The sequence below is a fragment of the Azoarcus indigens genome, from assembly GCF_004361735.1.
Lineage (GTDB): Bacteria > Pseudomonadota > Gammaproteobacteria > Burkholderiales > Rhodocyclaceae > Azoarcus > Azoarcus indigens.
Window position 1 is genome coordinate 112,332 of the sequence record NZ_SNVV01000005.1, and the last position, 14,344, is coordinate 126,675.

The window sequence follows — 14,344 nt, forward strand, 5'->3', positions numbered from 1 at the left end:
TCCGGGAGGCCGCCATCATGAAGCCGACGACCCACCGCCGCCCCCGCGCGGCCCTGTGTTCCGCCTTCGCCTGTCCGCGCAGCCCCCTACGCCGCATGCAGCGGGCGCTAGGGCTGCTGATCTCCACCGCCGGGCTGCTCATCTGGCTGTCCGGCAGCATGCCCGGCTGAGCGCCGTCTCCCTGCGCAGGGCGGGTTCCACTACGCAATGCGGACTAGGCCGGCCGACATACCGGCGGGGCGAAGGGGTATATGATCCGACAGCTGGCGCAGGCCGGCGAGATGCACTTCAGATGCATTGAGCAAAATAAAGGAGGGCGGACAGGCCGACGGCAGATCGACCAAAGTCCACCCGCTCCAAAGGAGTGAGACATGCGGGAGCTTTCCTACCGAAAGTCCGGCGCACCGTTTCCGGCGGAGGTCGGCCAGGCCGGCCTGCTCGCCGGGCGCGTGGGCGGCGCGGTCGACCGCGCCACCTACGACGCCTGGGAGCGCTTCGTCACCGGTGAGCCGGTGGCCGCCAGCGCCGTCGAGGAGCCGGTACTCGATTCCTGGCGGCGCAGCCGCGCCGCTGGCGTTGACCCCATAGGGCGGGCGGCACCGGTGGCGGCCGACGGCGACGACATGGAGCGCCTGCGCAGCCGCCACCGCGAGCTGATGGCCGCCGCCTCCAACCTCTTTGCCCACACCGGGGAGCTGATGGCGGGCTCGCGCTCCATCGTGCTGCTCACCAGCCCCGACGGCGTGGTGCTGGATGCCGCCGGCGACATGGTCACGCTGGATGCGGCGCGCGACATCCACCTGATGACCGGCGGCAACTGGCGCGAGGAAGTGGTCGGCACCAACGGCATAGGCACGGCGCTGGCCACCCGTCGGCCGGCGCAGATCCACGGCGCCCAGCACTTCTGCGAAGGCATCAAGGGTTGGACCTGTACCGCCGCGCCCATCCTGGAGCCGGGCACGCAGGAGATCCTCGGTGTGCTCGACATTTCCGGCCCGCCGCAGACCTACCAGCGCAACAACCTGCTGCTGGCGGTATCGCTGGCCCACCAGATCGAGATGGTGCTGTCGCAGAGCGAGCTGGGCGAACGCCTGCGCCTGCTCGAACAATGCATGGGCCGGCTGTCGCTGGCCGACGCCGCCGGCATGGTGGCGATAGACCGCCGCGGCCGGCTGATCCATGCCACCGGCCGGGTGCCGCTGGCGGCGGGCGTGGGCGAGCGCCTGCCCGGGCTGCGGCCGCATGCTGACATCGAGGAATGGGCGCGCAACCTGCCCGAGGGCCTGCGGCCGGAATGGCTGCATCCGGTGGTGGCCGGCGGCCGCACGGTGGGCGCGATGGTGCTGGTGCCGGCAGCCGGCGCCGGCCGCGGCGGGCGGGCCACGCCGGTGACGCGGCTGGCGGAGCAGAGCTCCGAGGCCGACCCGCGGCGCTCCTGTTTCGACAACATCCTCGGCCGCAGCCCGGCGATGCGGGAGGCCACCGAGCTTGGCCGCCGCCTCGCCAGCAAGCGGGTGCCGGTGCTGGTGGAAGGCGAAACCGGCGTCGGCAAGGAACTGTTCGCCCGCGCCTTGCACGGCGGCGAGCACCTGGGCGGGCCCTTCATCACCTACAACTGCGGTGCCGCCTCCAAGGAACTGATCGCCGCCGATCTGTTCGGCCATGTGCGCGGCGCCTTCACCGGCGCCACCAGCGAGGGCCGCCCCGGCCGCTTCGAGCTCGCCCACGGCGGCACGCTGTGCCTGGACGAGATCGGCGAGATGCCGCTGGAGCTGCAGCCGGTACTGCTGCGGGCGCTGGAGGAGGGCATCGTCTACCGCCTGGGCGATACCCAGCCGCGGCGGGTGGATGTGCGCCTGATCGCGATGACCAACCGCAACCTGCGCGACGAAGTGGCGGCCGGCCACTTCCGCCGCGACCTCTACTACCGCATCGGCGTCACCCGCCTGCGCATCCCGCCGCTGCGCGATCGCCATGGCGACATGGCGCTGCTCGCCAACCATTTCTGCGACCAGCTGGCCGAGCGCCACGGCGTGGTGCGGCGCCAGCTCGGCGCCGACGTGCTGGAGGCGCTGGAGGCCTACGACTGGCCGGGCAATGTGCGCGAGCTGCGCAACGTGGTCGAGTCCCTGCTGCTGATGTCCTCGGCGCCGCAGGTGAGCGTGGCCGAGCTGCCGGAGGAGATCCTGGGCGCGCTGCCGCAGCGGGCGGCGGCAGCGCCCATCGCCGGCCTGGTGCCGGAATGCCCCAGCCTGGAGGCGGCGGAGCGCTGCGCCATCCAGCGGGCGGTGAGCAACTTCCAGGGCAACCTCGCCCAGGCGGCGCGCCAGCTCGGCATCTCGCGCAGCACCTTGTACCGCAAGGTGGAGCGCTACGGGCTGGAGGACTTCGTGCGCGCCGCCGGCGGCAGCATGGAGGCGGAGGGGCCGTTGCCGCCGGAGTGAGGCCAGCGGGCTGTGCAGGCTGTTTGTCACCGGCCGCCGGGGCTTCTCCGGCGGCCGTTTTCATTTCCGGCCGGATAGCGGTGGATGAGGTGTGAAGGGCGCGCGGATGGCCTGGGGATGGGGCCCGCGCGGAACCGCGCTGCGGCTGTCCCAATATCAGTCGCGCTGCGCGGCGCGCTCCGGCGGTGGCGTCCGATCTTGGGACGGCGCTCGCGGCAGGTGTCCCGGAGGTATCGCGCCACGATCCATTAAGTGTATTCAATTCAATGGCTTGATGCGTATTCCCCTATGCCGGCCAGCTTTGGCACAGGCGTTGCAATAAGGCTGGCTGCAAGCGCCGTGGCGCGCCGGGACGGTCTCTCCTCCTTGCTGCGCATCCGCCGCGTCCGGTGCTTGCTCCCACACCCACAGAGGGAGACGCCCATGCCAAAGCCAAAATTCATCCACGCCATGATCCGGGTGCTGGACCTGGACAGATCGCTGGCCTTCTACCGCGACGCCTTCGGGCTGGAAGAGAACTACCGCCTCGACTTCCCCGACTTCGCCCTGGCCTACCTGCGCAACGCCGAGAACGACTTCGAGCTGGAACTCACGCTCAACAAGGGCCGCAGCGAGGCCTACACCCACGGCAGCGGCTACGGCCACCTCGCCGTCTGTGTGGACGATCTCGAAGCCGAGCACCGCCGCATGAGCGGGCTGGGCATCGCGCCCACCGACATCAAGCGCTTCGCCGACGGCGACAGCCTGATCGCCCGCTTCTTCTTCGTGCAGGACCCCGACGGCTACAAGGTCGAGGTGCTGGAGCGCCACGGCCACTACCAGTGATTGCCGCGCGGGCCGGCCGCAACTGCCCGCATCCATACCAATAAAGGAGAGAGACATCATGTCCGAACACCCCGTATCCCTGGGCGCCCTGGCGCAGCCGCGGGTGAGCCGGCGCGCCTTCCTCAAGGGCAGCGGCCTGCTCGTCGGCACCCTGTGGGCCAGTTCCAGCGTGTTGCTGGCGCTGGCGCCCAGCCCGTCCTGGGCGCTGGAGCTGAAGAGCCTGGACCAAGCCAGCGCCACCGCGCTGCTGCAGTTCTGTCGCCGCATCTTCCCCCACGACAAGCTGGACGATGCCGTCTATGCGCTGGTGGTGAAGGAACTGGACGAGGCGGCGGCCAAGAGCGCCGAGACGCGCACCCTGCTGACCGAGGGCGTTGCCGGCCTGAACCGCGCGGCCGGCGGCAACTGGGCCGCGGCGCCGGTAGAGAAGAAGGACGCCGTCACCGCCAGCCTTGCCGGCACCCCCTTCTTCCGCAAGGTGCAGGGCACCGCGGTGGTGGCGCTCTACAACAATGAAATGGCCTTCGCCCACTTCGGCTACGAAGGCAATGCCTTCCAGCACGGCGGCGGCTACCTGATGCGCGGCTTCAACGATCTGAAGTGGCTGCCCAACCCGACCGTCCAGGCCAGCCCGGCCGCTTTCGGCGTCTGACCCCGCGGAGACCAAGCAAATGACGAGCTACAAGCACGACGACAACTCGGTGGTGGTCATCATCGGCTCCGGCGCCGGCGGCGGCACCCTGGCCAACGAGCTGTGCCAGCAGGGCGTGAAGGTGGTGCTGCTGGAGGCCGGCAGGCGCCAGTCCATCGGCACCTTCATCAACGACGAATGGGCCGCCTTCAGCCAGCTGACCTGGAACGACAAGCGCACCACCTCCGGCTCCTGGCGGGTGGCGCGCGACTTCCCCAACCTGCCGGCCTGGATCTGCAAGACGGTGGGCGGCACCACCACCCACTGGGCCGGCGCCTCGCTGCGCTTCCAGGAGCATGAGTTCCGCGCCCGCAGCGTGTATGGCGGCCTGGCCGGCGCCAACCTGCTCGACTGGCCGCTGACGCTGCAGGAGCTGGAGCCCTACTACGCCCGCGCCGAAGACAAGATGGGCGTGACCCGCACCAACGACATCCCCGGCTTGCCGGGCAACAACAACTTCAAGGTGTTCTACAACGGCGCCACCAAGATCGGCTACGGCGCCACCACCGGCCGCATGGCCATCAACAGCCAGCCGCGCGCCAACCGGGCGTCCTGCCAGCAGTTCGGCTTCTGCTTCCAGGGCTGCAAGACCGGCGCCAAGTGGTCCACCCTCTACACCGAGATCCCGGCGGCGGAGGAAACCGGCAGGCTGGAACTGCGCGAGGGCTGTCATGTGGCGCGTATCGAGCACGATGCCGCCGGCAAGGCCACCGGCGTGGTCTATTTCGACGCCAACGGCAAGGAGCAGCGGCAGAAGGCCAGGGTGGTGTGCGTGGCCGGCAACGCCATCGAGACGCCGCGCCTGCTGCTGATGTCGGCCTCCGCCAAGTTCCCGGACGGCCTCGCCAACTCATCCGGCCAGGTCGGGCGCAACTACATGCGCCACACCACCGGCTCGGTGTACGCCACCTTCGAGCAGCCGGTGCACATGTATCGCGGCACCACCATGGCCGGCATCGTGCAGGACGAAGCCCACCTCGACACCAAGCGCGGCTTCGTCGGCGGCTACGAGCTGGAGACGCTGTCGCTGGGCCTGCCCTTCATGGCCGCCTTCCTCGACCCGGGCGGCTGGGGCAAGGGTTTCGCCGAGGCGATGGACAACTACGTCAACATGGCCGGGCTGTGGATCGTCGGCGAAGACATGCCGCAGGAGTCGAACCGCATCACCCTGCACGCCACCGAGAAGGACCAGTGGGGGCTGCCGGTGCCGGACGTGCATTACGACGACCACCCGAACGACATCGCCATGCGGCGGCACGCCTACCGCCAGTCCACCGCGCTGTACGAGGCGGTGGGGGCGAAGAAGGTGTACGAGGTGCCGCCTTACCCCTCCACCCACAACCTGGGCACCTGCAGGATGAGCGCGCGCCCGCGCGATGGCGTGGTGAACAAGTGGGGCCAGACGCACGACGTGCCCAATCTCTTCATCTCGGATGGCAGCCAGTACACCACCGGCGCGACGGAGAACCCGACGCTGACCATCGTCACCCTGGCGATCCGCCAGGCGGAGTACATCGCCCGGCAGATGAAGTCGCGTTCGCTGTGACCGCAGCCGGCGGGCCGCGCTGGTCCGCCGGCGAGGTCATTGCCCATCGAGCTTTCGATCGCAGAGCAGGGGGCCTCCCTCCTTGGCGCCGGTGTCGTCCGGCGCTCTTTTTTTGCGGCGGCCACTCGTGGGCAAGGAGGGAAAAGGGCGCCGCAAAAGAAAAGGCCAGATCCGGAGATCTGGCCTTGGTATTTTGTGGTGGGGGCACAAGGATTCGAACCTTGGACCTACTGATTAAGAGTCAGCTGCTCTACCAACTGAGCTATACCCCCGATGCCTTTGCAGGCTGCTGCCGGCGGTTTTTCTGGGTGCCGTTCAGCAAGAGGCGCGCATAATAGCGCGCCGTTTTTGCTTGCGCAAGTCAGAGCGAAAGAATTCTTCCGGCGCGGCGCCGGCCGCCCACGCCGGCCATGCCGCCCAGGCCGCGCCCGCCGTGGGCGTGGCAGATGGCGCAGGCGAGGGCGTCGGCCGCATCCGGGCTGGGGTTGCCTTCCAGTTCCAGCAGGCGCTGCACCATGTGCTGCACCTGTTCCTTGGCCGCCTTGCCGTAGCCCACCACTGCCTGCTTCACCTGCAGCGCGGTGTATTCCGCCACCGGCAGATCGCAGGACACCGCGCCGCAGATCACCGCTCCGCGCGCCTGGCCGAGCAGCAACGTGGATTGTGGATTGACGTTGACGAAGACCTTTTCCACCGCGACCGTGTCCGGGGCGTAGGTCTGCACCACCTCGCGCACGCCGTCGAGCAGGATCTTGAGCCGACCGGGCAGCTCGCCCTCGCCCGTCTTGATGCAGCCGCTGGCGACGTAGCGCAGCTGGCTGCCGAGCACGTCGATGAGGCCGAAGCCGGTGATGCGCAACCCCGGGTCCAGGCCGAGGATGCGGGTGGCGACGATGCTGCCTGCGCTGCTCACTGGCCAGGGCTCCCCGCGCCGTGGGCGCCGGCGGCTTTCGCGGAGACGCTCAAGCCGTCACCACGGCGGTGCCGCTGACGCACACCATCAGCATGCCGTTGTCGTTGCCCAGCACCTCGTAGTCGATGTCGATGCCGACGATGGCATTGGCGCCCAGCCGCTGCGCCTGCTCCTCCATCTCCTCCATCGCCACCTTGCGGGCGTCGGCCAGCGAGCGCTCGTAGGCGCCGGCGCGGCCGCCGACCACGTTGCGGATGGAGGCGAACATGTCCTTGAGGATGTTGGCGCCGATGATGGCCTCGCCGGTGACGACACCGAGGTACTGGCGGATCGGCTGGCCTTCCAGCGTGGGCGTGGTGGAGAGTTGCATGGCGGCGTGCTCCTTCGCGGTCGGGAAGGCCGATTCTAGCCCTTGCGCGCCAGCCACACGCCGGCCACCGCCACCGCCATGCCGAGCAGGGCCAGCGGCGTCAGCGTCTCGCCGAAGGCGGCCCAGGCGATCAGTGCGGTGGTGGGCGGCGTGAGGTAGAACAGACTGGCGACATTCACCGCGCTGCCGCTGCGGATCAGCAGGTTGAGCAGGCTGATGGCGCCCACCGACAGCACCACCACCAGCCACAGCAGGGCGAAGACGAATTCGCCGCTCCAGTGGATCTCCAGCGTTTCCGTCTGCGCGGCGAGCAGCAGGGTGAGGATCAGCGTGGGCAGGAACTGCACCACCGAGCCGGTGCGCAGGTCGAAGCGCGGGCAGAAACGCTTCTGGTAGAGCGTGCCGGCGGTGATGCCGGCCAGCGCCGCCAGCGCCGGCGCCAGCATGTGCGGCAGATCTTCGCCCTGGCCATCACCCAGCGTGGCCTTGCTGCCGACCACCAGCACGACGCCGGCCAGCCCCAGCAGCAGCCCCAGCCACTGCGCGCGCGACACCCGTTCGCCCAGCAGCAGGCCGGCGCCCAGCGCGGTGAGCAGCGGCTGCATGCCCACCACCAGCGCGGTGATGCCTGCCGGCAGACCGTGGCTGATGGCGACGAAGACGCCGCCGAGGTAGACCGCCTGCATCAGCACGCCGGTCAGGCCGATGTGGAACCACTCCCGCGGCGTGCGTGGCCAGGGGGCGCGCATGGCGAGCGCCACTGCCGTCATCAGCAATACCACCAGCACGTAACGCGCGCTGAGGAAGGTCAGCGGCCCCGCGTAGGGCAAGCCGTACTTGGCGCCGATGAAGCCGGTGCTCCACAGCACCACGAACAGCGGCGGCGTGGCGCGGCGGGCGAGGTCGGGGAAGGGCATGGGCGTCCCTGCGTGTTGTTATGGGGGAGCGGCAAAGAAAAAGCGGCGCTGGGCGCCGCTTCATCTTCCCGGCCGGGCGAGGGGAGCTTACTCGCCGATCACCGCGGAGGTGTAGACCTCCTGCACGTCGTCCAGGGATTCCAGCGCGTCCAGCAGCTTCTGCATGCGCGCCGCGTCATCGCCGGTCAGCTCGGTCTCGTTCTGCGCTTTCATCGTCACTTCGCCGAACTCGGCGGTGAAGCCGCCCTTCTCCAGCGTTTCCTTGACGGAGGTGAATTCCCACGGCCCGGTGATGACTTCGAGAGAGCCGTCGTCATTGGCGATCACGTCTTCGGCGCCGGCTTCCAGCGCGGCCTCCATCAGCGCGTCCTCGTCGGTGCCGGGGGCGAACAGCAGCACGCCGCAGTGCTTGAACTGGAAGGCGACGCAGCCGTCGGTGCCCATGTTGCCGCCGTACTTGGAGAAGGCGTGACGCACGTCGGCCACGGTGCGGGTCTTGTTGTCGGTGAGGCAATCCACCATTACCGCGGCGCCGGCGATGCCGTAGCCCTCGTAGCGCGCTTCCTCGTAGCTGACGCCTTCCAGCTGGCCGGTGCCGCGCTTGATGGCGTTCTCGATGTTGTCCTTGGGCATGGACTCGGCGCGTGCCTTGTCGATGGCCAGGCGCAAACGCGGGTTCGCGTTCGGGTCGCCGCCGCCCATCTTCGCGGCGACGGTGACTTCCTTGATCAGCTTGGTGAAGACCTTGCCCCGCTTGGCGTCCTGACGCCCTTTGCGGTGCTGGATGTTGGCCCATTTGGAATGACCAGCCATATACCCCTCGATGCAGCCGTAAGCGATTGAAAATCGCGCCATTATACAGGTGGGGCGAGTGTCTGCCCCGGGCGCCTCTGGTAGATTCCGCCATCATGGTGGCGACCGGGAGAGCGGGATGAGGCGATGGATGCGGGCCCTGGCGGCCGGTCTGCTGGCGATGCTGACGGCGGCCGGCGTGCAGGCGCAGGAGGAGGAAACCCTGTACGGCGGCTGCACCGATGCCCGCGGCGGCAAGGTGATGACGCTGCGCACGCCCGGCCTGCAGGCGGTGGTGGCATTGAGCGTGGAGGGCGGCCAGGCGGTGATCCGCTACGACGACCAGGCCCTGCCCCGGCTGCTGCCGGAGAGCCGGCTGTTCCTGTTCGCGCGGACCTGCGCCCGCCTCAACCTCGGTTATTCCGCCCAGGGCGAGCTGGACGAAACCCAAGCCCGCCGCGCCGACTGTGCCGGCCTGGCGATGCTCAGGCGGGCCGGCCAACTGGGCAACGTGACGCCGGCTGCACTGGAGGCGGATCTGCGCCTGTCCGACGCCGAATCCGCCTGGCTGCCCGGTCCGCGCCGTGCCATCACCTTCGCCGGCTGCGCCGACCCCCGGCCGCGCGGCAACCTGGCGGTGCGGGACGAAGGCGAGCGGCCAGGCTGGAATGCCTGCATCCGCGCCTGCGCCGCGCCGCTGTACCAATGCCAGTCGCGCTGCGCCGCTGGTGCCTGCGGCGAATGCGAAAGCCGCTACCAGGCCTGCAGCCGCGGCTGCGAGGCGCAACGCTAGGCCGCCGACCCCGCGGGCGGCGCCAGGCGCGCTGCTAAACTCATCCCACTCCATCCTCGCCCTGCGCGTGCCCAAATGACCGAACCCATGCTGATCGCCAAGAATGCGGACAAGGAGCTCTTCCTGCTGCCGCGCCTTGCCAACCGCCACGGCCTCATCACCGGCGCCACCGGTACCGGCAAGACGGTCACCCTGCAGAAGATGGCGGAATCCTTCGCCGCCATCGGCGTGCCGGTGTTCCTGGCGGACGTCAAGGGCGACCTCTCCGGCATCGGCGCCGCCGGCGTCGCCAGCCCCAAGCTGCTGGAGCGCCTGGCCGCCATCGACATCCACGACTTCCAGCCGCGCGCCAACACCGCGGTGTTCTGGGATGTGTTCGGCGCTGGCGGCCACCCGGTGCGCGCTACCATCTCCGACATGGGGCCATTGCTGCTCGCCCGCCTGCTGAACCTGAACGACACCCAGGCCGGCGTGCTGCAGCTGGTGTTCAAGATCGCCGACGACGACGGCCTGCTGCTGCTGGACCTGAAAGACCTGCGCGCCATGGTCCAGTACGTGGGCGAGAACGCCAAGCGCTACACCACCGAGTACGGCAACATCTCCGCCGCCTCCATCGGCGCCATCCAGCGCAACCTGCTGGCGCTGGAGGAGCAGGGCGGCGACGTGTTCTTCGGCGAGCCCATGCTGGACATCGCCGACCTGATGCAGACCGATGCCGAGGGCCGCGGCGTCATCAACGTGCTGGCGGCGGAGAAGCTCTACCACTCACCCAAGCTCTACTCCACCTTCCTGCTGTGGCTGCTGTCCGAGCTGTTCGAACACCTGCCCGAGGTGGGCGATGTGGACAAGCCCAAGCTGGTGTTCTTCTTCGACGAAGCCCACCTGCTGTTCGCCGATGCGCCCAAGGCCCTGGTGGAAAAGGTGGAGCAGGTGGTGCGGCTGATCCGCTCCAAGGGCGTGGGCGTCTATTTCGTCACCCAGAATCCGCTGGACGTGCCGGAGACGGTGCTGGGCCAGCTCGGCAACCGGGTGCAGCACGCGCTGCGCGCCTTCACCCCGCGCGACCAGAAGGCGGTGAAGACCGCCGCCGACACCATGCGCGCCAACCCCGCCTTCGATGCGGCGGCGGCGATCACCGAGCTGGGCGTGGGCGAGGCGCTGATCTCCTTCCTCGACGAGAAGGGCCGGCCGGAAATGGTGGAGCGGGCGGCGGTGATCGCGCCCGCCTCCCGCCTCGGGCCGCTGACGCCGGAGGAGCGCAAGGCGGCGATCACTGCCTCGGTGCTCTACGGCCACTACGAGGCGGTGGTGGATCGCGAGTCCGCTTACGAGCGCCTGCGGGCTGCCGCCCAGGCTTCGGCGGAGGCGGCGCCGGCTGCCGGTGGGGGTAGCAGCGCCGGCACACCGGCCGAGGGCAATATGGTGAACGACATCCTGTTCGGTTCCACCGGCCCGCGCGGCGGCCGCCGCGACGGCCTGGTGCAGATCGCCGCCAAGACGGTCACCCGCACCATAGGCAGCACGCTGGGCCGTCAAATCGTGCGCGGCCTGCTCGGCTCCCTGCTGGGGGGCGGCAAGCGGCGCTGATTCCTTCGGGCCGGGCCCGATTCAGTCCGGCGGCAAACCCACCACCGCGTCCGCATAGCCCGGCTGCAGTGCCTTGCAGTCCTCTCCTGCGTCCCAGGGCAGGAAAGTGCGGACCTGTCCGACGCCCAGGTCGGCCAACTGGCGGGCGACGCCGTCGCCGCCACGCAGGTGGCCGTTGCCGATCAGCGCCACCACCAGCGTGCCCGGGCGGGCGTCCAGCACGCCGCGTATGCCCTGGGCGAAGGCGCGGTCCCATACCAGCTGGGCTTCGACGAAGCGGGCGGCGGCCTCCGCATCCGGCTTGCCGCCGTGGGCGCTGGCATGGCTGGCGTGGATGGCAGCCAGCCAGTCGCGGTAGGCGCCGCTGGCCGGCGCCGGCGCGCTCAACCCCTCGCGGGCGTCTTCCTCCACCCGGGCAAAGCCTTCGCGGGTGACGCGGCGTATCAGCTCGCGGTCCACATTCAGCGCCTGCAGCGGCAGGCGGGTGTCGCGGGCATAGCGCAGGATGGGCAGGTAGAGCCCGGCATCCATGCGCCACACCGTGTTCCAGTTGCTGCGCTCCAGGAAGGCCGCTTCGTCCAGCTCGCCTGCGACCCAGGCTTGCAGTGCCGGCTGAGCGCGGCGGGGGAACATCTCCAAGGCCAGCGTGAGGTCCGGCCGTCTTGCCCGCAGTGCCTTCAGCGTCTCCAACTGCCAGCGGTGGTGAGCGTGGCTGTCATGGCGCTCGCCGAGCAGCACCACCTGGCCGGCCGCCGCTGCGGCCAGCGCTGCATCGGCGGCCACCGCACCCTTGCCGGGCACCAGCCAGGTTCCCGGCGGTACGCAGGCGGCCTCTTCGGCTGCCGCCGGAAAAGGCAGCAAGGCCAGGGCGAATACGCCCGGCAGGCGGTTGAGCAGGGTGCGGCGGGAGATGTAGTTGTTTGTCATGGTCGCGGCCTGCTGCGGGGGAAAACCATATTGGATGCAAGGACTTGGCTGCCGTTCCCCGCCACCTGGGAGCGCTTTGTATCCATATTGACCACAACATGCCCCCCCTCTACCATCCTGCGCCATGGACGCCGAACTCACCCAGCTCGAAACCCAGGTCGAACAACTCATCGGCCTCTACGAAAGCCTCAAGGCGGAGAACCGCGAGTTGCGCGCGCGCGTGGGCCGGCTGGAGGCCGACAACCACAGCCTTTCCGACAAGGTCAAGCTTGCCGCAGACAAGCTCGAAGCCATGCTGGAAAAATTGCCCGAGGCCTGAGGACCTGTAAATGGAATCACTGGACATCATGCTGCTGGGCAAGGAGTACCGCGTCTCCTGTCGTCCCGAGAACCGCGAGGGACTGCTGGCCGCGGTGGCCTATCTGGACGACAAGCTCGTCGAACTTGCAGAGAAAACGCACTCTTCCGGCGAGAAACTGGCGGTCATGACCGCGCTCAACATCGCCCATGAATTCCTGCAGCACCAGCGTGGCAACGGGTTTGACATGCCTGCCGCGAAGCGTAGAATCGAACTCATGAAAGCGCGCCTCGACGGGGTGCTCGGCCAGCAAGAAAAGCTCTTCTGAGGCCGGGCCTGGGGCGCCAGGATCAATCCCCTGCAGTGTTCGTCGAAGTCGTAGATTCCTTGAACCAATAGTCGAGAGACTCGGTTGCCTACCTGATACGCCGCTGGTGTGCACGCCCCTTGCCGGGTGAGCCTGATGCGGAAGGAAAGCGACCTCCCTGAACCCTAGGTTCAGGATGCCCGACGGAGACGGCACAGGCGGGGGGCCATACAAAGGCGCGGGAAGCCGCGCCTTTTTCTTTCGCCGCAGCGGCGGAAGGCCAAAAGGGCGACCGGCGCAATGCACCGGTCGCCCTTTTCTTTGCGCCTGCTTGCCTGCACTCCCCGGATATCGGCGCCGTCCCCGGCTCGTGGGTGGTGGTTCTCCATTCTTCCGTGTTTCAGCAGTAGCGTTTGCCGCCCTCCGGGCTTTCGCTTCGCTTGCGGTGCTCAGCCGTCGACGAACTGCAGTCCTGCAGGGGGAACTGCACCATATGCAATGGTCAGGTCGGCGGCGCGGACCTGGGGGCTGAGCAAGGCCGCGAGGAGCATGCCGGCGGCGAGGCCGAGTGTGCGGATGAATCTCATCTTGTCTTGTCTCCGTCTGTTGTTGTTTGTTGTCATGGGCCGGGCTGCCGGATAGGCGCGGATCTTGTGTCCCTGCGACCCGGGGAGGACTTTGCGCCTGCTTGCGCATGGCAAGCCATTCGCGTTTGCCCGTATCGGGGATCAGGGAGAAGTCTGCAAGAGATGGACAGACGGGCCTCGGGGAAGTGGCGACAATGCGGCTGACCGGGGCCCGCGACGGGCCGCCTCCCGAATGCACTTTCTGTCTGATTCCGTGCGAGGAGCTAGCCTATGACTGCGACCCGAGCGGGCGTGCGAGCCCGTATGGATGGCCTGCTGGCGGTGGCCCGCTGCCGAAGTATCGAGGCGCTGCAGGGCGAGTGCCTGGATTACCTGCGGAGCCAGTTGCAAGGCCCGGCGGCCGGCGCGCCGGCCGCCGGTTTCTACCTCTTCGGCTCCGATGCCTCTGCGCCCATGTGTCGGGCCGTGGGGGTGGAGGACGGTTTCCTGCACGAGTACGAGGATGAGGTGCGCCGTGCTGATCCTGTGCTGCAGCGCCTGGTGGCGGAGCGCCGCTGCCTGACCGGGAGGGGCGTCCTCGGCGCAGACTGGCCTGCCAGCCGCGCTGGCGCCCATCTGCGGCGCTGGGGTTACGGTCATAACATTCAGGGGCCGCTGGTGGTGGACGGCGGGGTGGCGGGTACGCTGAACGTGGCGGCCGCGCGGGGCGCAGGGGCTTTCCGGCCGCAGCAGATACAGCGCCTGGACTGGCTGTGTGCCGCCGCATCGGCCGCGCTGGCCGGCATCATCGAGCGGGATGCGCTGCGCGACGCGCTTGCCCAGTGGCGGGTGGCGCTGGATGTGCTGCCGGTTCCCGTCGTGGTCAGCGATGCAAAGGGTCGGGCGACCTTGCTCAATCGTCTGGCGCTGGCCCGGCTAGCACCCGGCGGTGCCCTGCCACGCGCCCTGTCCGCCTATCTGGAGGCGGCGGCCGCCACGGGAGAGCGGCCGGTGCCCGCATTGCCGGTGGATGCGCCCACGCTGACGGTGCCGCTGGCCGATCTGGACGACCACTTCCTGAGCGCCTGGCTGCCGCAGGCCGGGATGACGGCCCCCCGGGCGGAGCCGCTGCCGCCCCGCGCGGCGGCGGTGGCCCGTCTGCTCTGCGCAGGCGCCTCCAACAAGGCCATTGCCCGTGCGCTCGGCATTTCCGAACACACCGCCAAGGAGCATGTCGCCCACCTGTGTCGCCGTCTGGCGGCGCGCAACCGCACGGAGCTGGTCAGCAAGCTGCTCGCCGGCTGAGCCATCCCCCCGGATGGCGGGATTGTTCCTCTTTCGCTGCCTTCCTACATTGGGCCGGACCGC

At 69.0% G+C, this 14,344-nt stretch carries 16 protein-coding genes, 1 tRNA gene and 1 other RNA gene; 11 read left to right on the top strand and 7 right to left on the bottom strand.

All coding sequences use genetic code 11. The annotated features are described in order from the left end of the window. The first annotated feature begins 17 nt into the window (after positions 1-17). The 5 genes from C7389_RS24835 (at position 18) to C7389_RS07745 (ending at position 5,506) form a co-directional block, all read left to right on the top strand. A complete protein-coding gene (locus tag C7389_RS24835; RefSeq protein ID WP_162851696.1) occupies positions 18-170 on the top strand; it encodes a hypothetical protein in 153 nt (50 codons plus the stop codon). Positions 171-371: 201 nt separating this feature from the next. Next, positions 372-2,444, top strand: a complete 2,073-nt coding sequence (locus tag C7389_RS07730; RefSeq protein WP_133590039.1) for a sigma-54-dependent Fis family transcriptional regulator — start codon at positions 372-374, stop codon at positions 2,442-2,444. A 423-nt stretch (positions 2,445-2,867) separates the two neighbouring features. Next, the gene (locus C7389_RS07735; protein ID WP_133590041.1) at positions 2,868-3,269 is read left to right on the top strand and encodes a VOC family protein; all 402 of its coding nucleotides are present in this window, start codon (positions 2,868-2,870) and stop codon (positions 3,267-3,269) included. A 58-nt stretch (positions 3,270-3,327) separates the two neighbouring features. Next, positions 3,328-3,921 (top strand): twin-arginine translocation signal domain-containing protein, encoded by a 594-nt coding sequence (locus C7389_RS07740; protein WP_133590043.1) that lies wholly within the window; start codon positions 3,328-3,330, stop codon positions 3,919-3,921. Positions 3,922-3,940: 19 nt separating this feature from the next. Beyond that, complete coding sequence (locus C7389_RS07745; protein WP_133590044.1) at positions 3,941-5,506, top strand: GMC family oxidoreductase; 1,566 nt, start codon at positions 3,941-3,943, stop codon at positions 5,504-5,506. Positions 5,507-5,702: 196 nt separating this feature from the next. Here C7389_RS07745 and C7389_RS07750 read toward each other — a convergent pair. The 5 genes from C7389_RS07750 to C7389_RS07770 all read right to left on the bottom strand — a co-directional run bounded on the left by C7389_RS07750 (position 5,703) and on the right by C7389_RS07770 (position 8,519). Then, positions 5,703-5,778: transfer RNA gene (locus C7389_RS07750), tRNA-Lys, on the bottom strand. Between the two features lie 89 nt (positions 5,779-5,867). Continuing rightward, a complete protein-coding gene (gene ruvC, locus C7389_RS07755) occupies positions 5,868-6,419 on the bottom strand; it encodes a crossover junction endodeoxyribonuclease RuvC (protein WP_133590047.1) in 552 nt (183 codons plus the stop codon). Between the two features lie 49 nt (positions 6,420-6,468). Next, complete coding sequence (locus tag C7389_RS07760) at positions 6,469-6,789, bottom strand: heavy metal-binding domain-containing protein (protein ID WP_133590049.1); 321 nt, start codon at positions 6,787-6,789, stop codon at positions 6,469-6,471. A 35-nt stretch (positions 6,790-6,824) separates the two neighbouring features. Further along, positions 6,825-7,706: a DMT family transporter gene (locus C7389_RS07765; RefSeq protein ID WP_133590051.1), complete on the bottom strand. Its 882-nt coding sequence runs from the start codon at positions 7,704-7,706 to the stop codon at positions 6,825-6,827. An 87-nt stretch (positions 7,707-7,793) separates the two neighbouring features. Next, complete coding sequence (locus C7389_RS07770; protein ID WP_133590053.1) at positions 7,794-8,519, bottom strand: YebC/PmpR family DNA-binding transcriptional regulator; 726 nt, start codon at positions 8,517-8,519, stop codon at positions 7,794-7,796. 130 nt (positions 8,520-8,649) lie between these two features. On the opposite strand from C7389_RS07770, the gene C7389_RS07775 reads away from it, so the two are divergent. Both C7389_RS07775 and C7389_RS07780 read left to right on the top strand, forming a co-directional pair. After that, entirely contained in the window at positions 8,650-9,291 is a 642-nt protein-coding gene (locus C7389_RS07775; protein ID WP_133590056.1) for a hypothetical protein, read from the top strand. Positions 9,292-9,366: 75 nt separating this feature from the next. Further along, a complete protein-coding gene (locus C7389_RS07780) occupies positions 9,367-10,878 on the top strand; it encodes a helicase HerA-like domain-containing protein (RefSeq protein WP_133590058.1) in 1,512 nt (503 codons plus the stop codon). Positions 10,879-10,899: 21 nt separating this feature from the next. Here C7389_RS07780 and C7389_RS07785 read toward each other — a convergent pair whose 3' ends face one another. Then, positions 10,900-11,805: a ChaN family lipoprotein gene (locus tag C7389_RS07785; protein ID WP_133590060.1), complete on the bottom strand. Its 906-nt coding sequence runs from the start codon at positions 11,803-11,805 to the stop codon at positions 10,900-10,902. Positions 11,806-11,929: 124 nt separating this feature from the next. On the opposite strand from C7389_RS07785, the gene C7389_RS07790 reads away from it, so the two are divergent. The 3 genes from C7389_RS07790 to ssrS all read left to right on the top strand — a co-directional run bounded on the left by C7389_RS07790 (position 11,930) and on the right by ssrS (position 12,639). Further along, positions 11,930-12,124, top strand: coding sequence for a hypothetical protein (locus C7389_RS07790; protein ID WP_133590062.1), 195 nt, complete (start codon positions 11,930-11,932; stop codon positions 12,122-12,124). 10 nt (positions 12,125-12,134) lie between these two features. After that, on the top strand, positions 12,135-12,431 hold the full coding sequence (locus C7389_RS07795) for a cell division protein ZapA (protein ID WP_133590064.1): 297 nt from the start codon (positions 12,135-12,137) through the stop codon (positions 12,429-12,431). A gap of 24 nt (positions 12,432-12,455) precedes the next feature. Continuing rightward, positions 12,456-12,639: non-coding RNA, 6S RNA (gene ssrS / locus C7389_RS07800), on the top strand. A gap of 220 nt (positions 12,640-12,859) precedes the next feature. On the opposite strand, the gene C7389_RS24840 is transcribed toward ssrS, so the two are convergent. Then, entirely contained in the window at positions 12,860-12,997 is a 138-nt protein-coding gene (locus C7389_RS24840; RefSeq protein WP_162851698.1) for a hypothetical protein, read from the bottom strand. Between the two features lie 270 nt (positions 12,998-13,267). On the opposite strand from C7389_RS24840, the gene C7389_RS25115 reads away from it, so the two are divergent. Next, a complete protein-coding gene (locus tag C7389_RS25115; protein WP_211168336.1) occupies positions 13,268-14,281 on the top strand; it encodes a helix-turn-helix transcriptional regulator in 1,014 nt (337 codons plus the stop codon). Positions 14,282-14,344 lie beyond the last annotated feature (63 nt).